Source organism: Pseudomonas palmensis (assembly GCF_017848315.1).
GTDB lineage: Bacteria > Pseudomonadota > Gammaproteobacteria > Pseudomonadales > Pseudomonadaceae > Aquipseudomonas > Aquipseudomonas palmensis.
In genome coordinates this window covers 18,981-43,318 of the sequence record NZ_JAFKEC010000038.1, presented here as the reverse complement: position 1 = coordinate 43,318, position 24,338 = coordinate 18,981, and the positions used below count along the sequence as shown (strand labels likewise).

At 65.0% G+C, this 24,338-nt stretch carries 21 protein-coding genes and 1 pseudogene; 13 read left to right on the top strand and 9 right to left on the bottom strand.

Annotated features, from left to right (window positions below; all coding sequences use genetic code 11):
• Positions 1 to 28: 28 nt before the first annotated feature.
• The 3 genes and pseudogenes from JZZ72_RS18750 (at position 29) to JZZ72_RS18740 (ending at position 2,583) form a co-directional block, all read left to right on the top strand.
• Positions 29 to 1,345, top strand: coding sequence for an MFS transporter (locus JZZ72_RS18750; RefSeq protein WP_043860783.1), 1,317 nt, complete (start codon positions 29 to 31; stop codon positions 1,343 to 1,345).
• A gap of 319 nt (positions 1,346 to 1,664) precedes the next feature.
• A pseudogene (locus JZZ72_RS18745) lies at positions 1,665 to 1,871 on the top strand (hypothetical protein); the annotation flags it as partial.
• Between the two features lie 106 nt (positions 1,872 to 1,977).
• Positions 1,978 to 2,583 carry a flavin reductase family protein gene (locus JZZ72_RS18740; RefSeq protein ID WP_210014885.1) on the top strand — a complete coding sequence of 202 codons (606 nt, stop codon included), beginning with the start codon at positions 1,978 to 1,980 and terminating at the stop codon, positions 2,581 to 2,583.
• On the opposite strand, the gene JZZ72_RS18735 is transcribed toward JZZ72_RS18740, so the two are convergent.
• On the bottom strand, positions 2,584 to 2,814 hold the full coding sequence (locus JZZ72_RS18735) for a hypothetical protein (protein WP_054914791.1): 231 nt from the start codon (positions 2,812 to 2,814) through the stop codon (positions 2,584 to 2,586).
• A gap of 40 nt (positions 2,815 to 2,854) precedes the next feature.
• Positions 2,855 to 3,163, bottom strand: a complete 309-nt coding sequence (locus JZZ72_RS18730) for a putative quinol monooxygenase (protein ID WP_058540919.1) — start codon at positions 3,161 to 3,163, stop codon at positions 2,855 to 2,857.
• Between the two features lie 204 nt (positions 3,164 to 3,367).
• On the opposite strand from JZZ72_RS18730, the gene JZZ72_RS18725 reads away from it, so the two are divergent.
• Positions 3,368 to 4,294, top strand: a complete 927-nt coding sequence (locus JZZ72_RS18725) for an AraC family transcriptional regulator (RefSeq protein ID WP_054914792.1) — start codon at positions 3,368 to 3,370, stop codon at positions 4,292 to 4,294.
• Positions 4,295 to 4,372: 78 nt separating this feature from the next.
• Here JZZ72_RS18725 and JZZ72_RS18720 read toward each other — a convergent pair whose 3' ends face one another.
• Both JZZ72_RS18720 and JZZ72_RS18715 read right to left on the bottom strand, forming a co-directional pair.
• Positions 4,373 to 5,809 (bottom strand): aldehyde dehydrogenase family protein, encoded by a 1,437-nt coding sequence (locus JZZ72_RS18720; protein WP_210014884.1) that lies wholly within the window; start codon positions 5,807 to 5,809, stop codon positions 4,373 to 4,375.
• Positions 5,803 to 7,443: a 5-guanidino-2-oxopentanoate decarboxylase gene (locus tag JZZ72_RS18715; protein WP_210014883.1), complete on the bottom strand. Its 1,641-nt coding sequence runs from the start codon at positions 7,441 to 7,443 to the stop codon at positions 5,803 to 5,805. Before JZZ72_RS18715 ends, JZZ72_RS18720 begins: the two co-directional genes overlap by 7 nt.
• Positions 7,444 to 7,556: 113 nt before the next feature.
• On the opposite strand from JZZ72_RS18715, the gene JZZ72_RS18710 reads away from it, so the two are divergent.
• A complete protein-coding gene (locus JZZ72_RS18710) occupies positions 7,557 to 8,423 on the top strand; it encodes a LysR substrate-binding domain-containing protein (RefSeq protein WP_210014882.1) in 867 nt (288 codons plus the stop codon).
• Between the two features lie 205 nt (positions 8,424 to 8,628).
• Here JZZ72_RS18710 and JZZ72_RS18705 read toward each other — a convergent pair whose 3' ends face one another.
• Together JZZ72_RS18705 and JZZ72_RS18700 are read right to left on the bottom strand one after the other, a co-directional pair.
• On the bottom strand, positions 8,629 to 9,243 hold the full coding sequence (locus JZZ72_RS18705; protein WP_043860774.1) for an NAD(P)-dependent oxidoreductase: 615 nt from the start codon (positions 9,241 to 9,243) through the stop codon (positions 8,629 to 8,631).
• A 29-nt stretch (positions 9,244 to 9,272) separates the two neighbouring features.
• Positions 9,273 to 10,157, bottom strand: coding sequence for an MBL fold metallo-hydrolase (locus JZZ72_RS18700; protein WP_104571996.1), 885 nt, complete (start codon positions 10,155 to 10,157; stop codon positions 9,273 to 9,275).
• 105 nt (positions 10,158 to 10,262) lie between these two features.
• On the opposite strand from JZZ72_RS18700, the gene JZZ72_RS18695 reads away from it, so the two are divergent.
• Positions 10,263 to 11,171 (top strand): LysR family transcriptional regulator, encoded by a 909-nt coding sequence (locus tag JZZ72_RS18695; RefSeq protein WP_104571995.1) that lies wholly within the window; start codon positions 10,263 to 10,265, stop codon positions 11,169 to 11,171.
• Positions 11,172 to 11,245: 74 nt separating this feature from the next.
• Positions 11,246 to 11,419, top strand: a complete 174-nt coding sequence (locus tag JZZ72_RS18690) for a hypothetical protein (protein ID WP_167400210.1) — start codon at positions 11,246 to 11,248, stop codon at positions 11,417 to 11,419.
• On the opposite strand, the gene JZZ72_RS18685 is transcribed toward JZZ72_RS18690, so the two are convergent.
• On the bottom strand, positions 11,412 to 12,290 hold the full coding sequence (locus JZZ72_RS18685; RefSeq protein WP_078479554.1) for a helix-turn-helix domain-containing protein: 879 nt from the start codon (positions 12,288 to 12,290) through the stop codon (positions 11,412 to 11,414). The two genes, JZZ72_RS18690 and JZZ72_RS18685, sit on opposite strands and share 8 nt — an antisense overlap.
• A gap of 139 nt (positions 12,291 to 12,429) precedes the next feature.
• Between JZZ72_RS18685 and pobA the strand changes: the two genes are divergently transcribed.
• Together pobA and JZZ72_RS18675 are read left to right on the top strand one after the other, a co-directional pair.
• Complete coding sequence (gene pobA, locus JZZ72_RS18680; RefSeq protein WP_078479553.1) at positions 12,430 to 13,620, top strand: 4-hydroxybenzoate 3-monooxygenase; 1,191 nt, start codon at positions 12,430 to 12,432, stop codon at positions 13,618 to 13,620.
• A 108-nt stretch (positions 13,621 to 13,728) separates the two neighbouring features.
• Positions 13,729 to 15,132 (top strand): MDR family MFS transporter, encoded by a 1,404-nt coding sequence (locus tag JZZ72_RS18675; protein ID WP_210014889.1) that lies wholly within the window; start codon positions 13,729 to 13,731, stop codon positions 15,130 to 15,132.
• On the opposite strand, the gene JZZ72_RS18670 is transcribed toward JZZ72_RS18675, so the two are convergent.
• On the bottom strand, positions 15,133 to 16,017 hold the full coding sequence (locus tag JZZ72_RS18670; RefSeq protein ID WP_210014881.1) for a DMT family transporter: 885 nt from the start codon (positions 16,015 to 16,017) through the stop codon (positions 15,133 to 15,135). It lies immediately after the preceding gene.
• A gap of 151 nt (positions 16,018 to 16,168) precedes the next feature.
• Complete coding sequence (locus tag JZZ72_RS18665) at positions 16,169 to 16,801, bottom strand: TetR family transcriptional regulator (protein ID WP_043860768.1); 633 nt, start codon at positions 16,799 to 16,801, stop codon at positions 16,169 to 16,171.
• 261 nt (positions 16,802 to 17,062) lie between these two features.
• On the opposite strand from JZZ72_RS18665, the gene JZZ72_RS18660 reads away from it, so the two are divergent.
• The 4 genes from JZZ72_RS18660 (at position 17,063) to JZZ72_RS18645 (ending at position 24,278) form a co-directional block, all read left to right on the top strand.
• Positions 17,063 to 18,214, top strand: coding sequence for an efflux RND transporter periplasmic adaptor subunit (locus JZZ72_RS18660; protein ID WP_054914799.1), 1,152 nt, complete (start codon positions 17,063 to 17,065; stop codon positions 18,212 to 18,214).
• A gap of 3 nt (positions 18,215 to 18,217) precedes the next feature.
• Positions 18,218 to 21,373, top strand: coding sequence for a multidrug efflux RND transporter permease subunit TtgB (gene ttgB, locus JZZ72_RS18655; RefSeq protein ID WP_043860766.1), 3,156 nt, complete (start codon positions 18,218 to 18,220; stop codon positions 21,371 to 21,373).
• The gene (locus tag JZZ72_RS18650) at positions 21,370 to 22,824 is read left to right on the top strand and encodes an AdeC/AdeK/OprM family multidrug efflux complex outer membrane factor (protein WP_043860765.1); all 1,455 of its coding nucleotides are present in this window, start codon (positions 21,370 to 21,372) and stop codon (positions 22,822 to 22,824) included. Before ttgB ends, JZZ72_RS18650 begins: the two co-directional genes overlap by 4 nt.
• A gap of 200 nt (positions 22,825 to 23,024) precedes the next feature.
• Positions 23,025 to 24,278 (top strand): OprD family porin, encoded by a 1,254-nt coding sequence (locus JZZ72_RS18645; protein WP_058540912.1) that lies wholly within the window; start codon positions 23,025 to 23,027, stop codon positions 24,276 to 24,278.
• The last annotated feature ends 60 nt before the right edge of the window (positions 24,279 to 24,338 follow it).

The following is a 24,338-nucleotide window of genomic DNA, read 5'->3' as shown; positions in this document are numbered from 1 at the left end:
CCACAAAAACAACTAGAAGGTTGCTTCAATGGATAACTCCACCTCTCTGCCTGCTGGGGCAGCGGCCGCACCCGCTGAAAAAACCACCTCCAGCCGCCTCAAGTCGATTTTCTCCGGCTCCATCGGCAACATGGTCGAATGGTACGACTGGTACGTCTACGCGGCGTTCTCGCTGTACTTCGCCAAGGCCTTCTTCCCGGCCGGCAACACCACCACCCAACTGCTCAACACCGCCGCGATCTTCGCCGTGGGCTTCCTGATGCGCCCGATCGGTGGCTGGCTGATGGGTATCTATGCCGACCGCAAGGGCCGCAAGGCCGCGCTGATGGCCTCGGTACTACTGATGTGCGCCGGCTCCCTGGTCATCGCCCTGACACCCAGCTACGAAACCATCGGCGTCGCCGCGCCGGTGCTGCTGGTGATCGCACGCCTGATGCAGGGCCTGTCGGTGGGGGGTGAATACGGCACCTCGGCCACCTACCTCAGCGAGATGGCAACCAAGGAGCGTCGCGGTTTCTTCTCCAGCTTCCAGTACGTCACGCTGATCTCCGGCCAGCTCATCGCGCTGGCGGTGCTGATCATCCTGCAGCAGACCCTGACCACCGAGCAGCTGTACTCGTGGGGCTGGCGCGTACCCTTCGTGATCGGCGCGCTGTGCGCGGTGGTGGCGTTGTACCTGCGTCGCGGCATGGAAGAGACGGCCTCGTTCACCAAGAAGGAAAAGGCCAAGGAAAGCTCGATGCGCACCCTGCTGCGCCACCCCAAGGAACTGGCGACCGTGGTCGGCCTGACCATGGGCGGCACCCTGGCGTTCTACACCTACACCACCTACATGCAGAAGTACCTGGTGAACACGGTGGGCATGAGCATCAGTGACTCGACCATGATCTCGGCGGCCACCCTGTTCCTGTTCATGTGCCTGCAGCCGGTGATCGGCGGCCTGTCGGACAAGATCGGCCGTCGCCCGATCCTGATCGCCTTCGGTGTGTTGGGCACCCTTTTCACCGTGCCAATCCTGACCACGCTGCACACCATCGAGACCTGGTGGGGTGCGTTCTTCCTGATCATGGCAGCACTGATCATCGTCAGCGGCTACACCTCGATCAACGCGGTGGTCAAGGCAGAGCTGTTCCCCACCGAGATCCGTGCGCTGGGCGTGGGCCTGCCGTATGCGCTGACCGTGTCGATCTTCGGTGGCACGGCCGAGTACGTGGCACTGTGGTTCAAGAGCATCAATATGGAGACCGGCTACTACTGGTACGTCACGGCGTGCATTGCCGTCTCGCTGCTGGTGTACGTGTTCATGAAGGACACCCGCAACAACTCTCGGATCGAGACCGACTGATCGGTTTGCTGCAGTAGACAAGGGGCCTCCAGCGATGGAGGCCCCTTTTTTGTGGGCTTAATTCGGCATTAATGCGGGTGCGCGATGCTGGGTTCACTCAGAACCGAGTCGTCCTCTTCGCTGTCAAGCCAGCTCCCACAGAATGCTTCGGCGCTCGCAAAACACTGTGGGCACTGGCTTGCCAGCAGAGGCCAACCTCTTTCTGATGTATCGATTTAATAGATTCATATAGGCAATATTTTGCGCTTTTTAATCAAATTAACGGGCGTAAAATCAAACCCATAGCAACAGACAACCCCTCACCACCGGAGCAACCCCCATGAAAACCAAACTGATGCTGGCCCTCACCTTCTCTGTCCTGGCCGCCAACGCTTTCGCCGAAGACGGCTTCGACCGCACCAACGCGCACAACTTCGCCGTGGAACACGCTCAGCCCGCCACCGTGGCAGAAGACGGTTTCGATCACACCAACGCGCATCGCTTCGTCGAAGATAGCTTCGACCGCACCCAGGCCCACCGCATCAGCTGACAGCCGATGCAGCGCCACAGCCCGGCTTCGGCCGGGCTTAGTCATTTTCAGGGCCGGCAACTGTTGGCACACTAGGCGCACCCTCCGCCCACAAGGCCCGATGATGTACTACTACGAACCCGCAAAAGGCCACGGCCTGCCCCACGACCCGTTCAACGCCATCGTCGGCCCGCGCCCGATCGGCTGGATCTCCTCCCAGGCCCGCGACGGCCGCCTGAACCTTGCGCCCTACAGTTTTTTCAACGCCTTCAACTACATTCCGCCGATCATCGGGTTCTGCAGCGTCGGGCGTAAAGACAGCCTGAACAACATCGAACAGACCGGCGAGTTCGCCTGGAACCTGGCCACACGCCCGCTGGCCGAGGCCATGAACCAGAGCTGCGCCGCCGTGGCGCCAGAGGTCGACGAGTTCGCCCTGAGCCAGCTGACCCCGGCAGCCTCCAGGGTGATTGCGGTACCCCGGGTGCAGGAAAGCCCGGTGTCGTTCGAATGCAAGGTGACCCAGATCGTGCAACTGCAACGTGCCGACCAGGCGCTGGTGCCAAGCTGGCTGATTCTGGGCGAAGTGGTAGCGGTGCACATTGCCGAGCACCTGCTCAAGGAAGGGATCTACGACACCGCGGCCGCCGAGCCGATTCTGCGCGGCGGCGGCCCGGCGGATTACTTCGAGCTGGGCAACCTGTTCAAGATGGCCCGCCCGCAGGCCTGATCACCAGATCAGTTCGGCGTCGTCACTGACGCCGTTCAGGCGCTGCAGTTCGACCACTGCAGCGTCATCGGCCTCCAGTGCGGTCTTGAATACCTGCCCTGGCAGCACCTTGTGAAAACGCGGTGCGCCGCCAGCGCCCAGGGCCTTGACCGCGATCGCGGCGCTGTAGCCACCCTCGCCCGGCACCACCGCCGAAACAGCCTCGAATACGTCGAATTCTTTACGTGCCATTGCCTCTCACATCCACATCGGTTGCCGGAAAGGCGCCATTCTAACTCGCCGGCTGCTCGGTGAACGTCTGCAGGTCGAGGCTGTGCACCACCCGCGCCTGCACCAGTTCACCAAACAGCTGCAGGCTGGGCGAGGCAAAGTAGTCGTGCAGCGCCGAAGTATCGGCCCACACTCCGTTGAGCAACCACAGGTCGGCATCGCAGGTGGAACGCTGCACGCTGAAATGCAGACACCCCGGGGTTTGCCGCGACGGTTCGAGCAGTTGCTGCAGGCGCACGCCCAGCTCGGCCGAACGGCCGACGCTGGCGCGCACGAAGGAAAGATGGCTGACCGGTTGTGATGACGTCATGTGCGGTGCTCCTTGAAGCGGCCAGGGAAGAAAACCCAGGCTGCCAAGGCTACGGCCCAGGCCACGCGCGGCGTTAGGCGATTCCTGTCGACGGCTTGCCTGATTCTGCACCCGTCGCAGGATCAGGCAAGAACCGCGCAGCATTCGGCTAGCGCCCCGGCGTGCGCGAACCTATGCTGCGCCCATCGGCAGAGGAACCCGCACATGTCAGCCCCAGACCCCACCCCACCGTTGCTGGACCCGGCCCTGGAGCTTCTGCGCCAGGAACTGGCCGGGCTGGTCGTTCGCCACTGCCCCAGCGGCACGGTGCCTTCGGCCATCGCCGACCTGCACCTGAGCCGCTACGAGCAGAGCACCCGCTCGATGCCGACCCTGGCGCAGCCGGCGCTGTGCATCCTGGCCCAGGGCCGCAAGGAGATCTGCCTGGGCGACGAGACCTATGTGTACGACCCGCTGCACTACATGGTGGTGTCGGTGGCGATGCCGATCAGCGGTGCACTGCTGGAGGCCAGCCCGCAGAACCCCAGCCTGGGCATTCGCCTGGACATCGACCCGGCCGAGATCAACAGCCTGATCGCCGAGGCCGGGCCGATGGGCGTGCCGTCGCAGCCGTCGTCGCGGGGGGTGTTCATCGAACGCCTGGACACCCAGATGCTCGATGCATTGCTGCGTCTGATCCGCCTGCTGGATACGCCCAAGGACATTGCCGTGCTGGCGCCGCTGATCCGTCGCGAGATTCTCTATCGGCTGCTGCGTGGGCAGCAGGGTGCGCGGCTGTACGAGATCGCCATGGCCAACACCCAGACCCACCGCGTGTGCCAGGCCATCCAGTGGCTCAATGATCATTTTCAGCGCCCGCTGCGCATCGACGACCTGGCACGGGAGGTAAACCTGAGTGCCTCGACCCTGCACCACCGGTTCAAGGCGGTGACCTCGATGAGCCCGTTGCAGTATCAGAAGCAACTGCGCTTGCAGGAAGCGCGGCGGCTGATGCTCAACGATGGGTTGGAGGCGTCGGTGGCGGGGTATCGGGTGGGCTATGAGAGCCCGTCGCAGTTCAGCCGCGAGTACAGCCGGCTGTATGGCGCGCCACCGCTGCGGGACATGGCAAGGTTGCGTAGCGCGCTCTAGATCGCTTTCGCCGGCAAGGCCGGCTCCTACAGGCAGTACGCGGTCGCCTGTAGGATCCGGCCTTGCCGGCGAAGAACGCTACACCGCCCTCACCACATGCTTGACCTCCTGAAAAGCCGCCAGCCCCCAGGGCCCCAGCTCGCGCCCCAGGCTGCTCTGCTTGTAGCCACCCCACGCTGCCTGCGGGAAGATCACCTGCGGTGCGTTGATCCACACCAGCCCGGCCTGCAGTTGGTCGGCCACCCGTTCGGCGGCCGCCGGGTCTGCACCTACCACGCTGGCCACCAGCCCGAACTCGCTGTCGTTGGCCAACGCCACCGCTTCGGCTTCGCTGGCCACCCGACGCACGCACAGCACCGGGCCGAAGATTTCCTCGCGCCACAGCGCACTGTCCAGCGGTACCTCGGCAAACACCGTGGGCTCGATGAAGTACCCAGCAGCGTGTTCGAGCGGCTTGCCACCGCACAGCAAGCGCGCGCCGCTGTGCACGCCACGCTCGATGTGCCCCAGCACGCGCTGGTACTGGGCCTGGTTGACCAGCGGCCCCATGTCGCTGTCGCCGGCAAATGGGTCACCCACCCGGATCGCCGCAGCCCGTGCCTTCACCCCGTCGACAAAGGCGTCGTACAGCGCATCGGCCACCAGCACGCGGCTGGTGGCCGAGCACATCTGCCCGGCATTGAAGAAGCCGCCGGCGCAGGCCAGCTCGAGCGCAAGCTCCAGCTCGGCCGACTCCAGCACCAGCAATGACGACTTGCCGCCCAGCTCCAGGCTCACCCCCTTGACCGTCTCGGCCGCGCGCTGCATCACCTGCACGCCGACCGCATTGCTGCCGGTGAACGACACCTTGGCGATACGCGGGTCGCTCGTCAGCGGCGCCCCCACCGCCAGCCCGGTGCCGCACACCAGATTGAACACCCCATCCGGCAGGCCGCATTCGGCGATGATCCGGGCCAGTTCCAGCTCGGCCAGGGGCGTGACCTCCGACGGCTTGAGCACCACGCAGCACCCTGCCGCCAACGCCGGGGCCAGCTTCCAGGCGGTGGTCACCATCGGGAAGTTCCACGGCACGATCAGGCCGACCACACCGCACGGCTCGCGACGCAGGCGGGCGCTGAAATCCTCGCTGGGCAAGGCCAGCGGCTGGTCCTGCTGCCTGTCAAGCGCCTGCGCCAGGCCCGCGTAGTACTCGAACGTCGCCACCACATCGTCGACGTCCATCGCCGACTCGGCCAGGGGCTTGCCGTTGTTGCGCGATTGCAGATCGATCAGCCGCTCGCGGCGGGCCTCCACACCCCGCGCGATCCTGTGCAGCAGCTCGCCACGGTGCGCCCCGGTGGTGCGCGACCAGCCGGCAAAAGCGGCCTGCGCCGCCGTGGCGGCACAGGCCACTGCATCGCCATCGCCCCCGGCCACCTCGGCCAGGGACTGCCCGGTGCTCGGATTGATGACCGTGAGCGGCTGCGCGCCGTGATGCCACGCGCCCTCGATGTAGATACCGGGCAGGTTCAGCATGGTTGCACCGCCTGCATCCACGCTGCCTGGTCGACCTCGATCAGGCTCGGGCCACTGCGTTGGCGGGCACGCAACAACGCCTCGCGCAGTTGCGCCACCCCGCTCGCCGCTTCGGCGGCGCAACCGAGGGCCTTGGCCACGCCAATGAAATCGGGGGTGTGGATATCCACGCCCACCGGTTCGATGGCGCGGTTGAGCATGTACTTCTTGATCTCCTCGTACCCCTGGTTGTTCCACAGCAACACGATCAGCGGCACCTGAGCCTCCACCGCACTGGCCAGCTCCGGCAGGGTGAACTGCAAGCCGCCGTCGCCGATCAGGCACACCGCAGGCAAGCGTCGATCCGCCTGCTCCGCACTGCCCAGCCACGCGCCCATGGCCGCCGGCAAGGCGTAGCCGAGGGTGCCGTAGCCGGTCGAGGCGTTGAACCAGCGGCGCGGCTGGTCGAGGTCCAGGGTCAGGTTGCCGGTGTACACCGGCTGGGTCGAATCACCGACCAGCACGGCATCGGGCAACGTCTGCAGCACGCTGTCGAGGAACAGCGTCTGCGCCCGCGTGGCCGCATCCCATTCGCTGGCCAGGGTATCGCGCAGGCGCGCTGCCCGCGCCGCGCCCCACTCGCCTTCGCGCGGTGGCGCCGGCTGCTCGGCCAGGGCCAGCAACAGGGCCTGCGCCGCCTGCTCTGCATCGGCTACCAGTGCCACCCTGGGCGGGCAGTTGCGCACGCACTGGTCCGGGTCGATGTCGATGCGCAGCAGGGCGCCGGGGATCTCGAAGCCGCCCTTGAAGGTGACGTCATAGTCGGTTTCGGCCAGCTCGGTGCCGATCGCCAGCACCACGTCGGCCTCGCGCACCAGTGCACGGGTCGCCACCAGCGACTGGGTGGAGCCGATCAGCAGCGGGTGCCCGGAGGCCAGCACGCCCTTGGCATTGATGGTGAGTGCAACGGGCGCCTGCAGGTGCTCGGCCAACCGGGCGAGTGCGGGGCCTGCGTCGATGGCACCGCCACCGGCCAGGATCAACGGGCGGCGGGCAGCGGCCAGCAGCGCCGCCATGCTCGCCACCGGCCCTGGCGCGGCACCGGCGCGGGCGATGTGTACCGGCTCGCAGCCAAGCAGGTGATCGGCGTCTTCGACCAGCACGTCCAGCGGGATCTCGATATGCACCGGGCGCGGGCGCGCGCCCTCGAATACCGCAAAGGCGCGGGCCAGCACGGCCGGCAGGTCATCGGCGCTCATCAGTGTGTGCGAGAACGCCGCCACACCGCTGACCAGCGCGCCCTGGTTGGGCAGCTCGTGCAGCTTGCCGCGACCGCCGCCCAGGGCATTGCGCGACTGCACGCTGGAGATCACCAGCATCGGGATCGAGTCGGCATAGGCCTGGCCCATGGCGGTGGTGATGTTGGTCATGCCCGGGCCGGTGATGATGAAGCACACCCCAGGCTTGCCACGGGTACGGGCAAAGCCGTCAGCCATGAAGCCTGCGCCTTGCTCGTGGCGCGGGGTGATATGACGGATGGTCGAGCCGGCAAGGCCGCGGTACAGCTCGACCGTGTGCACGCCGGGAATGCCGAAAACATGGTCGACGCCATAGTTTTCGAGGAGTTTTACCAATACTTCGCCGCAAGTCGCCATGGTGGTCTGCCTGGAATCATTCTGGAACAAGGTCTGATTGGACCCGCCAGGCGCTACCAGCACAATGCAAAAATCCTCATACTAGCTATGTCTACAGATCATGGCTTACCCCGATGAAACGCCTGCCTCCCTTGCCTGCCCTGCACACCTTCCTGATCACTGCGCAATGCTGCAACTTCACCCGTGCGGCGCAGCAACTGCACCTGACCCAGGGCGCGGTGAGCCGCCAGATCGCCGGCCTGGAAGCACACCTGGGCTACGCGCTGTTCGTGCGCCAGGCACGCGGCCTGAGCCTGACCCGCGAGGGCCAGGACTGGCTGCCGCGGGTGCAGCAGGTATTCGGGCTGATCGAGGAAGGCGTGCAGCAGGTGGGCGCGCAGCGCACCACCCTGCAACTGAAGGCGCCGACCTGCGTGATGCGCTGGTTGCTGCCGCGCCTGATGGAATGGCAGGCGCTGCACCCCGAAGTACCGGTGGAGCTGACCACCACGGTGCAGCACGGGGTGGATTTTCGCCGGGAAGCGTTCGATGCGGCGGTGGTGTATGGCGCCGAGCCTGATCCGGCCCTGCAGGTACTGAAGCTGTTCGATGAACAACTGACACCGGTGTGCGCGCCGCAGTTGCCGTTGTGCACGCTGGATGATCTGCAGCAGCACATGCTGCTGCACCCGGCGCGGGACGAGAAGGACTGGGCGACCTGGCTTGGCGCAGCCGGCGTGCAACTGCCCAGGCAAGGCCGGCGCCAGCATTTCGAAACGTTGGACATGGCCATGTCGATGGCGTCCCAGGGCACCGGGGTGGCGATAGGGGATTGGGCGTTGATCGGCGATGACCTGGCCAGCGGACGGCTGGTGATGCCGTTCGACCTGCGGGTCAAGACCGGCAAGGGCTATTACCTGGTGCGGCCCGCGCAGGCGGCGGCGCCGGGGTTGATGGCCTTGCTGGAGTGGTTGGGCGGGCAGGCAGGGGCACCGCGTTGATGCATTCGCCGGCAAGGCCGGCTCCTATACCTGTAGGAGCCGGCCTTGCCGGCGAATGCTTTCTAGGCTCTGTACGAAAAGCCTTGATACTCGGTGATGCTGCGTTGAAAACAGCCTCGGAATGCTCATTTACAACCCGTAAACTCCGCTTCCTCGGCTGTTTTCGCCTTGCCTGACCTTCGTCTCAAGACTTTTCATACAGCCCCTAGTACCCCACAGTAAAGCGCTGACGCGAATGCGCTGGCTTCTCTACCTCATCGAGCAACGCAATCGCATAGTCGGCAAAGGTGATCCAGCTCCTGCCCTTCGCGTCGACCAGCAGGTGATCCTTGCCCACCCTGTAGCTACCGGTGCGCTCGCCTTCGACGAACTCCGCCGACGGCGACAGGAAGGTCCAGTCCAGTTGCTGCTCCTGACGCAAGGCCTGCAGAAAATCGCCACCTGCGCTCGCCTCGGCCTTGTAGGCCTCGGGGAAGTCCGGCGCGTCGATCACGCGCTCCCCTGACGGCAGCAGCAGGCTGCCCGCCCCGCCCACCACCAGCAGGCGCTTGACCCCGGCCTTTTTGACCGGCCCGATGATCGCCTGCGCCGGCACCGTGGCAAAGTGCGCGGCGCTGAGCACCACGTCATGCCCGGCAACGGCCTGCTCCAGCCCCTCGCCCCGGGTCACGTCCAGGGCTACCGTGCTCACCCCTTCGCGCCCCTGCAGGCGCGACGGGTCACGGGCTATGGCGGTGACGCTGTGGCCACGGCGCAGGGCCTCTTCCAGCAACTGGCTGCCGGCACGTCCGGTAGCACCGATGATTGCGATCTTGCTCATGGAAACCTCCGATCAGGATTGAACGACACTTACCACTTCATTTCGCCCTTGGCGACCTTGGCGCCGAGCTCCAGCGAGCTCTCCTCGCCCAGGCCGGGGTAACGTTTTTTCATTGCAGCGATCAGCTCGGCCGAGTTGGCCGCCCTGGCGGTTTCGGCATCGAAGGCGCGGATGTAATCGGCGGTGAAGCGCACCGCCTCGAGCGACCCCTTGCTCTGCCCCAGGTAATGCCCCGGTACCACCGTCTGCGGCGCCAGCTGCTCGATGCGCGCCAGGGTCGCGAGCCAGTCCTTGTGCGACTGCGCCGACTGTGTGTCGGCCATCCACACGTGCAGGTTCTCGGCCACCACTACCCCGCCGACCACCGCCTTGATCGACGGGACCCATACAAAGCTGCGGTCGGGCTGCGGGCCGTCCAGGCCGATCACTTCAAGACGCTGCCCTTCAAGGGTGAGCACGTTGCCGGGCAGCACGTCAGGCACGACGAGCCGGGCGGGCTTGTCGGCCCCCATCTGCGGGCCCCAGTAGGCAAGCTTGGCAGCCATGGTCTGCTTGATGTGCGCGACCGTCGCCTGCGACGCCAGCACCTTGGCCTTGGGGTAGGCACGGGTCAGGGTGTCGAGGCCGAAGTAATAGTCCGGGTCGCCATGGCTGATGTAGATGGTGGTGAGTTGCTTGCCGCTATCGCGAAGCTTCTTCAGCACCTGCTCGGCCTGGCCCTTGCCGAACTGTGCATCCACCAGAATCGCCTCGTGCTGGCCACTGACGATCACCGAGCTGACCGGAAACAGCGCCTCGCTGCCGGGGTTGTACACGTCCAGTTTCAGCGGTGCGTCGCCGGCAACGGCCTGGGTGATCGCACCGAAAGCGGCACACGCCAGCAGCAGGCGACGCAGGGAAAAGAAAGCAGCCATCAAGCAATACCTGTTCAAGTCATCGATGAGGCACAGCTTAGTTGCACAAACCATCACAAAAAATGCGATGCTCCAACATAGTTTGTTTCTGAAATCGGGCAGATCATGGACCGTCTCACCGCAATGAAGGTGTTCGTCAGCGTAGTCGACCTGGGCAGCCAGTCGGCCGCCGCCGACCACCTGGACCTGTCGCGCCCTGTGGTTTCGCGTTACCTGGCCGAACTTGAAGACTGGGTGGGCGCGCGCCTGATGCAGCGCACCACGCGCAAGCTGAGCCTGACTGCCGCCGGCCTGGAAACCCTGCCGCGCTGCCGGCAGATGCTGGAACTGGTGGGCGACCTGCACGCTGCAGTGGGCGCCCCGGATGACGCGCCGCGGGGTGAACTGCGCATCAGCGTCAGTACCTCGTTCGGGCATGCGCAACTGGTGGAAGCGGTAGCGGACTACGTCAAGCGCTACCCGCTGGTGAAGGTCGACCTGCAGATGCTCGACCGCACGGTCAACCTGGTGGACGAACGCATCGACCTGGCCATCCGCGTCAGCAACGACCTGGACCCAAACCTCATCGCCCGCCGCCTGAGTGTGTGCCGCTCGGTGGTGTGCGCCTCGCCAGCCTACCTGCGCGAGCACCCCGTACCGCGCCAGGTGCAGGACCTGAGCCAGCACAACTGCCTGACCCATTCGTACTTCGGCCACAGCCTCTGGCATTTCGAGGTCGACGGCGAACAGGTGTCGGTGCCGGTGCAAGGCAATATCAGCGCCAACGAGGCCCTGACCCTGGAGCGCGCCACCCTGGCCGGCACCGGTATCGCCATGCTGCCCACCTACCTGGTGTGGCAAGCCCTGCGCAGCGGCACGCTGGTACGCCTGCTGCCCGAGGCCAGGCCCCGCGAACTGGGCCTGAACGCGGTGTACACCTCGCGCAAGCACATGCCCGCAACCCTGCGCAGCATGCTCGACTTTCTGGCGGCACGCTTCACCGACCCGCCCCACTGGGACCACGGCCTGGACTGACCGGCAGGCACCTGGCGCAATGCTGGCCTATGCTTGTAGAAGCATCTGTGTGCGGGATACAGGAGGTTGGTGCCATGACCCTGAAATCCAGAAAGTGCGCTGCCCTGTTGGCCATCACTGCCGTGCTCGGGGTGTACGGGGCAGCGGCGTATCGGGTCGAGCTGCTGCGCCAGCAACCCTATGCGGCGTCCAGCTGCAGCTCCGCCCACTGCCTGCCCCATGCCGGCACACTGAGCGTGGTCAGGTAGCCAGCGAAGGTTCACGACGACGAAAGTCGCGGGGCGAAAGGCCGGTCATGCGCCGGAAGAAGCGCGAGAAGTATGCCGGGTCGGCAAATCCCAGGCTGTCAGCCAACTGGTTGATCGTGAGGCTGGTGTAGATCAGGTCGCGCTTGGCTTCCAGCACGATGCGCTGGTGCACGATCTGCAGCGCCGACTGCCCGGCCAATGCCCGGCACAAGGTATTGAGCGTTGCCACCGACACCCCCACCTGATGCGCCAGCTGCTCCACGCTCGGCTGCTGGCGAAACTGCTGCTCCACCAGCCCGTTGAAACGCTGCAGATACTCGCGCCCACGTTCCGGCACCTGGGCACCGGCACTGCGGCGCAACTGTTGGCGGCTGATCCACACCACCATCAGGTTGATCAGCGAATGCAGCTGCAACTCGCGCCCGGGCAGGTCCTGCTGGTACTCGGCCTGCAGGGTGCTGAACAGGCTGTTGAGGTAATCGGCGTCGGCACCGGCCAGGTAACTGGCGCCGCGCTGCAGGGCGGCTGGCACGCCCGTCAGTTGCCGCTGCAGCACCTCCACCAGCGGCGCCGCCAGGGTCACCACATAACCGTCGACGTCTTCGGAAAAGCGAAAGCCGTGCACGCACAGCGCCGGCACCACCTGGATCGCCGCCTGCTCCAGGCGACACACCTGCCCCTCCAGCTCGATCTCGGCCTGGCCCCTGTACAGAAACAGCAGCTGCCACAGGTCGGCATGCCGGTGCGGCTCGATCTCCCACTGGTGCAGGCGGCTGCGCGCCGGGATCGACTCGCTGTGCAGCAGGTCGGGCGTCGGCCAGCCCAGCGTCTCGCCGTACAGCTTGAATACCGGAATCGACACCCTGCTCATCACACCCTCGCTTCCCGACCACTGTCCGATAAACGCACCCATTAGCGAAAAGTACCGCTTTGTGCTCGGTTTGTCCCTTCAGAAGGCCAGCCGGCAAGCGAAAAATGCAGGTACTCCAATCATAAAAAGTCCAACAACCATGAAAACCCAAGTCGCGATCATCGGTGCGGGCCCGTCCGGCCTGCTGCTCGGCCAGTTGCTGCACAACGCCGGCATCTCCAACGTCATCCTCGAACGCCAGGGCCCCGACTATGTACTGGGGCGTATCCGCGCCGGCGTGCTCGAACAGGGCATGGTCGAGCTGCTGCGCGAAGCCGGGGTCGGTCAGCGCATGGACGCCGAAGGGCTGCCCCATGCAGGCTTCGAGCTGGCCTTCGACGGGCGCCGCGAGCACATCGACCTCAAGGGCCTGACCGGCGGCCAGGGCGTGATGATCTACGGCCAGACCGAAGTCACCCGCGACCTGATGGCCGCGCGCGCCGACAGCGGTGCGACCACGGTCTACCACGCCGAGAACGTGCGCCCGCACGACATGAAGACTGGGCAGCCCTACGTCACCTATGAAAAGGACGGCCAGCAGCATCGCCTGGACTGCGACTACATTGCCGGCTGCGACGGTTATCACGGGGTGGCACGCCAGTCGATTCCAAGCGAGGCGCTGCAGGTGTTCGAGCGGGTCTACCCGTTCGGCTGGCTGGGCATCCTGGCCGACACCCCGCCGGTCAGCGACGAGCTGGTGTACGCGCGCCACGAACGCGGCTTCGCCCTGTGCAGCATGCGCTCGCCCACCCGCACCCGCTATTACGTGCAGGTGCCGGCCGAAGAGAAGGTCGAGGACTGGTCGGATGAGCGCTTCTGGGAGGAACTCAAGTCGCGCCTGCCCGACGAGTTGGCCGAGCGCCTGGTCACCGGCCCGTCGATCGAGAAAAGCATCGCCCCGCTGCGCAGCTTCGTGGTGGAGCCGATGCAGTACGGGCGCCTGTTCCTGGTCGGCGACGCCGCGCACATCGTGCCGCCCACCGGGGCCAAGGGCCTGAACCTGGCCGCCAGCGACGTCAGCACGCTGTACAACATCCTGCGCAAGGTCTACGCCGAAGGCCGCACCGACCTGCTGGAACGCTACTCGGCGATCTGCCTGCGGCGCATCTGGAAGGCCGAACGCTTTTCGTGGTGGATGACCTCGATGCTGCACCGCTTCCCCGACAGCGACGCCTTCAGCCAGCGTATCCAGCACACCGAGCTGGACTACTTCGTGGGCTCCGAGGCCGGGCGCAGGACCCTGGCAGAAAACTACGTGGGCCTGCCCTACGAGCCCATCGAAGACGCTTAGCAGGCTATCGAGTACACTGGGCAGCACCCGGTCCCACTTGCCCAGAGCTACCTCGTGACGCAATTGAACACTCCGCAACCCGCCCTGCGCAGCGTGCTCGTCGCGCTGATGCTGGCGATCTTCCTCGGCGCGCTGGACCAGACCATCGTCGCGGTCTCGATGCCGGCGATCTCCGCGCAATTCAACGACGTGACCCTGCTGGCCTGGGTGATTTCCGGTTACATGGTGGCCATGACCGTGGCGGTGCCGATCTACGGCAAGCTCGGCGACCTGTACGGCCGGCGGCGCATGATCCTGACCGGTACCGGGCTTTTCACCCTGGCCTCGCTGTTCTGCGCGCTGGCACAGAACATGGAGCAGTTGGTGCTGGCGCGGGTGCTGCAGGGCATCGGCGCGGGCGGCATGGTGTCGGTCAGCCAGGCGATCATCGGCGACTTCGTGCCGCCCCGCGAGCGCGGTCGCTACCAGGGTTATTTCAGCAGCATGTATGCCCTGGCCAGCGTCGCCGGCCCGGTGCTGGGCGGGCTGCTGACCGAGTACCTGTCGTGGCGCTGGGTGTTCTGGCTGAACCTGCCGCTGGGGCTGACCGCCTGGTGGGTCACCGAGCGTACCCTGCGCGGGCTGGCCACGCCGCAACGCAAGGCGCAGGTGGACTACCCCGGCGCGGTGCTGTTGATCTTGGGCCTGACGGCCCTGCTGCTGGGCATCACCCTGATCGGCCAGGGCCAGCCCATCGGGTCCGGCCCGGTTGCCGGCCTGCTGCTGGCAGCCCTGTTCGGGCTGGGCGTATTCGTGCTGCACGAACGCCGCGCCGTCGAGCCACTGCTGCCGTTGCAGCTGTTCGGCAACCGGGTGGCGGTGCTGTGCTGGTGCACGATCTTCTTCACCAGTTTCCAGGCCATCTCGCTGACCATGCTGATGCCGCTGCGCTTTCAGAGCATCACCGGGGCGGGCGCCGACAGCGCCGCCCTGCACCTGCTGCCCCTGGCCATGGGCCTGCCGATCGGCGCCTATTGCGGCGGCCGCCTGACCAGCCTGACCGGGCGCTACAAGCCGCAGATTCTGGGCGGTGCACTGTTGATGCCGGTGGCGATCATCGGCATGGCCCTGAGCCCGATCGACGGCGTGCTGCTCAGTGGCGCGTTCATGCTGCTGACCGGGATCGCCTCGGGCCTGCAGTTCCCCACCTCGCTGGTGGCAACCCAGAGCGCAGTGGAGCCGCGGGACATCGGCGTGGCGACCAGCACCACCAACCTGTTCCGCTCGCTGGGCGGGGCGATGGGCGTGGCCTGCATGTCGGCACTGCTGCTCAGCCTGCTGCACGGCAGCGGCTTCAGCCTGGCCGGCGAGGCGTTGATCGGCAGCCTCAAGGACGGCCAGGCCAGTGCGGCGGTGCAGGCGCAGTTGCTGCAGACCTTTCGCAACCTGTTGCTGGGTAGCGCCGCCGTCTCCCTGCTGGGATTGTCGGCGGCGCTGGCATTGCCCAACCGCGAGCTGCGCGGCCGGCAGTAGTCAGTTGCGCCGCTGCGCCCAGGCCACCGCCAGGCCGCTCAGGCAAATGACCGCAATGCCGACCACGCCGTAGGCGTCCGGGGTGTGATTGAAAATGAGGTAGCCGTACAGGCCGGCGAACAGGATCTGCCCGTAGCTGAAGGGCGCCAGCATGGCCGGCGCGGCATGCCGGAAGGCCTGGGTCAGCAGCATGTGCCCGAGCATCCCGCAGGTGCCCAGGCCGATCATGAACAGGCCATGCCCCAGGGTCGGCATGCTCCAGAAGAATGGCACCAGCGCGGTCATGATCAGGCTGTTGAAGATGCCGGTGAGAAAGTTGCTGGTGGTCGGGCTGTCGATGCCGCTGAGCTTGCGCGTGAGCAACTGGTAGCAGCCGAAGCAGAAGGCCGAACACAACGGTAGCAGGATTGCGGGGGTGAACAGCGCCCCGCCCGGGCGCACCACGATCAGCACGCCGACAAACCCGGCCAGCACCGCCAGCCACTGGGCGCGGCTGACCCGCTCACCCAGCAGCGGTACCGACAATGCGGTTACCAGCAGGGGCGCGAGGAAGTTCACGGCGGTGGCTTCGGCCAGGGGGATGTAACGCAGGCCGGTGGTGAAGAACAGGCTGGTGCCGATCAGGCACAGCGCCCTGGCCAGTTGCAGGCCGGGGCGGCGTGTACGCACCACCGCCGAGAAGCCGCTGCGCGGCACGAACACCACCAGCATCAGCAGGGTGTGCACCACATAGCGTGCCCACACCACCATGACGATGGCATAGAAGCCGGAAAGGTATTTGGACAGGGCATCGTGGCTGGCGAACAACAGCACCGCCATGCACATCAGGGCGATTGCCTTGAGCGGCTGCTCGGCACCTTTGAGGGTCGGGATGTGCGCACTCATGCCAGGGCTCTATGAAAAGTTGATGGTCCTTGGGGGCAGACTACCCGGTCACCGACTACCGTTCCAAGCAGCGCCGGTGTTTTTTGTTGACCGGGCACGGGGCACGACAGGGAAACGTCCTATGCCAACCTTCACAAATGCTCACAAATGCTCAATTGCGCAGCGACGGGCTCAAGCGCAGCATATCCAGCCCGGTATCCACCCACCGCTCGGCATCCCCGGCAATATCGAAACTGTCCGGCAGCAGCAGCCAGCTGCCAATGATGCCGTCGATGTAAGCGAATATTGCAATAGCGGCACGCTGCGGGTCCATGTCCGCAGGCAATTGCCCACGCCTGACTGCATTGGTCAACGTCAGCGCTATACGCTCGTAGCAGTCGCGGGTCGTGGCCTGGCGCTGCTGACGGATCTCACACATGTCATCGGTGAATTCACACTTATGATGCAGGATCTCATTGATGCGCCGGGTACGCGGCTCGTGCAGCATCTGCTGCATCAGTTGAATCAGCAACTTGCGCATGCAGCCCAGCGGATCCGGCTCGTCTTCGCTCTCGCCGGCCTGGGCCAGCGCCTCGATCGGCTCACGCAAGCTGTCGAGCAGGGCCTGCACCAGTTCGCCCTTGTCCTGAAAGTGCCAGTAGATGGCACCCCGGGTCACCCCGGCCAGCTTGGCGATATCCGCCAGGGTGGTACGCGCCACCCCACGGGCATGGAAAGCTTTTTCGGCGGCCTCGAGTATCTGTTGGCGGGTTTCCTGAGCTTCCTCTTTGGTGCGACGGACCATGGCAGTACAACCTCATCAAGGAGCCGGACGCGCGCTGCGGGCGTCCGGGTTCTGAGCCGGTATGGCCACTGTCGGGCCCTCTACCGGGTGTCTTAATCAAGCCTGTGGTCACCTCGACAAGGTGCGCCACGGGTATTTACAAACAAGCATGAATGTAAGTATATTCCTTAGCATCCTACTTATCCACCCGGAATTAATTTTCCCTTCATCCCGTTTCCATTACTCTTGAGCGTCTTCAGCTCTTTCGACCCGAGGATCTTCATGCAATTCAAGCCAGCTGTTTCCGCTCTGGTTTCCGCCGTCGCCCTGGCAACACTGCTCAGCGGCTGTAAAAAGGAAGAAGCGGCGCCTGCGGCGCAAGCTCCTCAGGTCGGCGTCGTGACCCTTCAATCCCAGGCCTATACCCTGACTTCCGACCTGCCGGGGCGCACCATCGCCTACCGCGTGGCCGAAGTGCGTCCACAGGTCAACGGCATCATTCTCAAGCGTCTGTTCAAGGAAGGCAGCGAGGTCAAGGAAGGCCAGCAGCTGTACCAGATCGACCCGTCGGTGTACGAGGCGACCCTGGCCAGCGCCCAGGCCAACCTGCAATCGACCCGCTCGCTGTCGGACCGCTACAAGCAACTGGTGGCCGAGCAGGCCGTGAGCCGTCAGGAATACGACGACGCACAAGCCAAACGTTTGCAGGCTGAAGCCTCGCTGCGCAGCGCACAGATCGACCTGCGCTACACCAAGGTGCTGGCGCCACTGAGCGGCCGTATCGGACGCTCGATGTTCACCGAAGGTGCACTGGTCAACAACGGCCAGGCCGATGCCATGGCGGTGATCCAGCAGCTGGACCCGATCTACGTCGACGTCACCCAGTCTTCGGCCGAGCTGCTCAAGCTGCGCCGCGAGCTCGAAAGCGGTCAACTGCAGAAGGCCGGCGCCAACGCCGCCAAGGTCTCGCTGAACCTGGAAGACGGCACCACCTACACCCACGAAGGCCGCCTGGAGTTCTCCGAAGTCTCGGTCGACCAGACCACCGGCTCGGTAACCCTGCGCGCCGTGTTCCCCAACCCCGAGCACAACCTGCTGCCAGGGATGTTCGTGCATGCACGCCTGGCCGCCGGCGTGAACGCCAACGCGATCCTCGCCCCGCAACAAGGCGTGACCCGTGACCTCAAGGGCCAGCCCACCGCGTTGATCGTGGACAAGGACAACAAGGTCGAACTGCGCCAGCTCAAGGCCAGCCGTACCGTTGGCAGCGACTGGCTGATCGAGGAAGGCCTGAAGCCGGGCGACCGCCTGATCACCGAAGGCCTGCAGTTCGTCAAGCCGGGCGTCGAGGTCAAGGTCAGCGAAGCCACCAACGTCAAGCCTGCCCAACCGTCCCAGGCCAATGCAGCGTCAGCAGGGGCCAAAGGGGAATAAACCATGTCGAGATTCTTTATCGATCGCCCCATCTTTGCCTGGGTAATCGCCCTGGTGATCATGCTGGTCGGGGCCTTGTCGATCGTCAAGTTGCCGATCAACCAGTACCCGAGCATCGCGCCGCCGGCCATCGCCATCGCCGTGACCTACCCGGGCGCCTCGGCGCAGACCGTGCAGGACACCGTGGTCCAGGTGATCGAGCAGCAGCTCAACGGTATCGACAACCTGCGTTATGTGCAGTCCGAGAGCAACTCGGACGGCAGCATGACCATTACCGCCACCTTCGAGCAGGGTACCAACCCTGACACCGCGCAGGTCCAGGTGCAGAACAAGCTGAACCTGGCCACCCCGCTGTTGCCGCAAGAAGTGCAGCAGCAGGGTATCCGCGTGACCAAGGCAGTGAAGAACTTCCTGCTGGTGATCGGCCTGGTGTCCGAAGACGGCAGCATGACCAAGGACGACCTGTCGAACTACATCGTCTCCAACATGCAGGACCCGATCTCGCGTACCGCCGGTGTGGGTGACTTCCAGGTGTTCGGTGCCCAGTACGCCATGCGTATCTGGCTCGATCCGGCCAAGCTGAACAAGTTCCAGCTGACCCCGGTGGACGTCAAGACCGCCGTGGCCGCGCAGAACGTGCAGGTGTCCTCCGGTCAGCTGGGCGGCCTGCCTGCCCTGCCCGGCACGCAGCTCAACGCCACCATCATCGGCAAGACCCGCCTGCAGACCGCCGAGCAGTTCGAGAAGATCCTGCTCAAGGTCAACCGTGACGGTTCCCAGGTCCGCCTGGGCGATGTCGCCGACGTCAGCCTGGGGGGCGAGAACTACAGCGTCAGCGCACAGTTCAATGGCAAGCCGGCCTCCGGCCTTGCGATCAAGCTGGCAACCGGGGCCAACGCCCTGGACACCGCCAAGGCACTGCGCAACACCATCGCCGAACTGGAGCCGTTCTTCCCGCCTGGCATGAAGGCGGTGTTCCCGTATGACACCACGCCTGTGGTCACCGAATCGATCAGTGGGGTGATCCACACCCTGATCGAGGCGATCGTGCTGGTGTTCCTGGTGATGTACCTGTTCCTGCAGAACTTCCGCGCCACCGTGATCACCACCATGACCGTACCGGTGGTATTGCTCGGCACCTTCGGCATCCTTGCCGCAGCAGGCTTCAGCATCAACACCCTGACCATGTTCGCCATGGTCCTGGCCATCGGCCTGCTGGTGGACGACGCCATCGTGGTGGTGGAAAACGTCGAGCGGGTGATGTCCGAAGAGGGGTTGTCACCCAAGGAGGCGACCAAGAAGTCCATGGGCCAGATCCAGGGTGCCCTGGTCGGTATCGCCCTGGTACTGTCGGCGGTACTGCTGCCGATGGCGTTCTTCGGCGGCTCCACGGGCGTGATCTACCGGCAGTTCTCGATCACCATCGTGTCGGCCATGGGCCTGTCGGTGCTGGTCGCGCTGATCTTCACCCCGGCGCTGTGCGCCACCATGCTCAAGCCGGTCAAGAAAGGCGAGCACCATACCGCCAAGCGTGGCTTCTTCGGCTGGTTCAACCGCAACTTCGACCGCAGCGTGCAGAGCTACGAGCGCGGCGTGGGCAACATCCTGCGTCACAAGGCCCCGTACTTCCTGGCCTACATCCTGATCGTGGTGGGCATGGTGTGGCTGTTCATGCGTATCCCTACCGCGTTCCTGCCCGAGGAAGACCAGGGCGTACTGTTCGCCCAGGTGCAGACCCCGGCCGGTTCCAGTGCCGAGCGCACCCAGGCGGTGGTCGACGAAATGCGCGCCTACCTGCTGGACAAGGAGTCCGACACAGTGGCCTCGGTGTTCACCGTGAACGGCTTCAACTTCGCCGGCCGCGGCCAGAGTTCGGGCATGGCCTTCATCATGCTCAAGCCGTGGGGTGAACGTTCTGCCGAAAACAGCGTGTTCAACCTGGCAACCCGTGCCCAACAGCACTTCTTCAGCTTCCGCGACGCGATGGTGTTCGCCTTCGCCCCGCCGGCCGTACTGGAGCTGGGTAACGCCACCGGTTTCGACGTGTTCCTGCAGGACCGCGCCGGCGTCGGCCACGACAAGCTGATGGAAGCGCGCAACCAGTTCCTGGGCATGGCCGCGCAGAGCAAGATCCTCACCCAGGTACGTCCGAACGGCCTGAACGATGAGCCGCAATACCAGCTGACCATCGACGACGAACGCGCCAGTGCCCTGGGCGTGACCATCGCCGATATCAACAACACCCTGTCGATCGCCCTGGGTGCCAGCTATGTGAACGACTTCATCGACCGTGGTCGGGTCAAGAAGGTCTACCTGCAAGGCACTGCCGATTCGCGCATGAGCCCTGAAGACCTGCAGAAGTGGTACGTGCGCAACGCCGCCGGCGAGATGGTGCCGTTCTCTTCCTTCGCCAGCGGCGAGTGGAGCTACGGTGCACCCAAGCTGTCGCGTTACAACGGTGTCGAGGCAATGGAAGTACTCGGTGCGCCAGCCCCTGGCTACAGTACCGGTGAGGCCATGGCCGAGGTCGAACGCCTGGCTGCACAACTGCCAGCCGGTGTCGGCTTCGCCTGGACCGGCATGTCGTACGAAGAGAAGCTGTCGGGCTCGCAGATGCCGGCACTGTTCGCGCTGTCGCTGCTGATGGTGTTCCTGTGCCTGGCGGCACTGTACGAGAGCTGGTCGATCCCGATCGCGGTGGTGCTGGTGGTGCCGCTGGGTATCATCGGTGCGCTGATGGCGGCCAGCATGCGCGGGCTGTCCAACGACGTGTACTTCCTGGTGGGGCTGCTGACCACCATCGGCCTGGCGGCGAAGAACGCGATCCTGATCGTCGAGTTCGCCAAGGAACTGCACGAGCAGGGCCGCAGCCTGGTCGATGCGGCGATCGAGGCGTGCCGCATGCGTCTGCGTCCGATCATCATGACCTCGCTGGCGTTCATCCTGGGCGTGGTGCCGCTGACCATCGCCACGGGTGCAGGCTCCGGCAGCCAGCACGCCATCGGTACCGGTGTGATCGGCGGCATGATCACCGCAACGGTACTGGCGATCTTCTGGGTACCACTGTTCTTCGTAAGCGTGTCGTCGCTGTTCGGTAGCAAGAAGCCCGAAGAAGAGGACGCCAAACCTGAAACCCCACGCTATGAGGCCGGGCAATGAGTAAGTCCCTGTTGTCCCTGGCAGTCACCGCCTTCATTCTCGGTGGCTGCTCGCTGATCCCTGATTACCAGACCCCCGAGTCGCCGGTGGCGGCCCAGTGGCCGCAAGGGCCGGCCTACTCGCCGACCCAGTCGGCCGACGTGGCTGCGGCCGAACAGGGCTGGCGCCAGTTCTTCCATGACCCGGCGCTGCAGCAACTGATCCAGACCTCGCTGGTCAACAACCGCGACCTGCGGGTCGCCGCGCTGAACATCGATGCCTACCGGGCGCAGTACCGCATCCAGCGGGCCGACCTGTTCCCGGCGGTCTCGGCCACCGGCAGCGGCAGCCGCCAGCGGGTGCCGGCCAACGTTTCGCAGACCGGCGAGTCGAGCATCAACAGCCAGTACTCGGCCACCCTGGGCGTGAGTGCCTACGAACTCGACCTGTTCGGTCGGGTGCGCAGCCTCAGCGAGCAGGCCCTGGAAACCTACCTGTCGAGTGAACAGGCGCGTCGTTCCACGCAGATCAGCCTGGTGGCCAGCGTGGCCAACGCCTACTTCACCTGGCAGGCCGACAAGGAGCTGCTGACGCTCACCGAAGACACGCTCAAGACCTACGAGCAGAGCTATGCCCTGACCCGTCGCAGCAGCGAAGTCGGCGTGGCCTCGGCCCTGGACCTGAGCCAGGCGCGTACCTCGGTCGAGGGCGCACGGGTCAAGCTGGCCCAGTACCAGCGCCTGGTGGCGCAGGACCTGAACAGCCTGGCCGTGCTGGTCGGCACCGGCGTGCCGGCGAACCTGCCCAACGGCATGAAACTCGACAGCGACCTGCTGGCCGACGTGCCGGCCGGCCTGCCGTCGGACGTGCTGCAGCGTCGTCCCGACATCCAGGAGGCCGAGCACCTGCTCAAGGCCGCCAACGCCAACATCGGCGCGGCGCGCGCAGCGTTCTTCCCGAGCATCAGCCTGACCGCCAACGCCGGGACCCTGAGCCCCGACATGGGCGGGCTGTTCAAGGGCGGCTCGGGCACCTGGCTGTTCCAGCCGCAGATCAACCTGCCGATCTTCAACGCCGGCAGCCTGCGTGCAAGCCTGGACTACTCGAAGATCCAGAAGGACATCAACGTCGCCAAGTACGAAAAGACCATCCAGACTGCCTTCCAGGAAGTCTCCGATGGGCTGGCGGCGCGTCAGACCTTCAACGAGCAGTTGCAGGCCCAGCGTGATCTGGTCGAAGCCAACCAGGACTACTACCGCCTGGCCGAGCGTCGCTACCGTATCGGTATCGACAGCAACCTGACGTTCCTGGATGCCCAGCGCAACCTGTTCAGTGCCCAACAGGCCCTGATCAGCGACCGGCTGTCGCAGCTGGTCAGCGAGGTCAACCTGTACAAGGCCCTGGGTGGCGGCTGGTACGAGCGCACCGGTGATGCCCGCCAGCAAGCGTCGATCGAGTCGCCCAAGGGTTGATTCGATAGCGTGGCGACACAACAGCCCACCCTTCGCGGTGGGCTTTTTTGTGCCTGCAAGCCTGCCCCTACCAAAAGTAACCAGACAGTTAGTGTTCGGTTATCGCCCAATTCCGCCTGTAACGAATTGATTCCCTCCTGCCTGCCACAGCACCATCCATCCGCCATCGCCCCAACATAAAAACAAGAGACGCCCTAACGATGAACACTTTCCAGCCCGCACGTCACCTGTTCCCCGGCCTGCTTGCCATGAGCTGCGCCCTGCCCGCCCTGGCCGACGAAGGGGGCTTTGTCGAAGACGCCAAGGTTGGCCTCAACCTGCGCAACTTCTACATCAACCGCAACTTCGTCGACCCGGCCAACCCCCAGGGCAAGGGCGAGGAATGGACCCAGAGTTTCATCCTCGACGCCAAGTCCGGCTTCACCCAGGGCACCGTCGGCTTCGGCGTCGACGTGCTGGGCCTGTACTCGGTCAAGCTCGACGGCGGCAAGGGTACCGCCGGCACGCACCTGTTGCCGGTACACGATGACGGCCGCCCGGCCGATGACTTCGGACGCCTGGGCGTGGCGCTCAAGGCCAAGGTCTCGAAGACCGAGCTGAAGGTCGGCGAATGGATGCCGGTACTGCCGATCCTGCGTTCGGACGACGGCCGCTCGCTGCCGCAGACCTTTCGCGGCGGCCAGCTGACCTCCCAGGAAATCGACGGCCTGACCCTGTATGCCGGGCAATTTCGCGGCAACAGCCCGCGCAACGACGCGAGCATGGACGACATGTCCATGAACGGCCGCGCCGGTATCACCTCCGACCGCTTCAACTTTGCCGGTGGCGAGTACACCTTCAACAACAAGCGCACCCTGGTCGGGGTGTGGAACGCCCAGCTCAAGGACATCTACAACCAGCAATACATCAACCTGGTGCACAGCCAGCCGCTGGGCGACTGGACCCTGGGCGCCAACCTGGGCTACTTCATCGGCAAGGAAGACGGCGCCGAGCGTGCCGGCAAGCTCGACAACCGCACCGCCTCGGCGCTGCTTTCGGCACGCTATGGCAGCAACACCTTCTACGTGGGGCTGCAGAAGGTCAGCGGCGACGACTTGTGGATGCGGGTCAACGGCACCAGTGGCGGCACCCTGGCCAACGACAGCTACAACGCCAGCTTCGACAATGCCAAGGAGCGCTCCTGGCAGCTGCGTCACGACTTCAACTTCGCCGGGCTTGGCGTGCCGGGGCTGACCCTGATGAACCGCTACATCAAGGGCGACAACGTGCACACCGCCGTGGTCAGCGACGGCAAGGAATGGGCGCGGGAATCGGAGCTGGCGTACGTGATCCAGTCCGGCAGCCTGAAGAACCTGTCGTTCAAATGGCGCAACTCGACCATGCGCCGCGACTTCAGCACCAATGCATTCGACGAGAACCGCCTGATCGTCAGCTACCCGATCAGCTTTCTCTGAACCCCTTCGCCGGCAAGGCCGGCTCCTACAGGCCCGCGCTACCCTTGTAGGAGCCGGCCT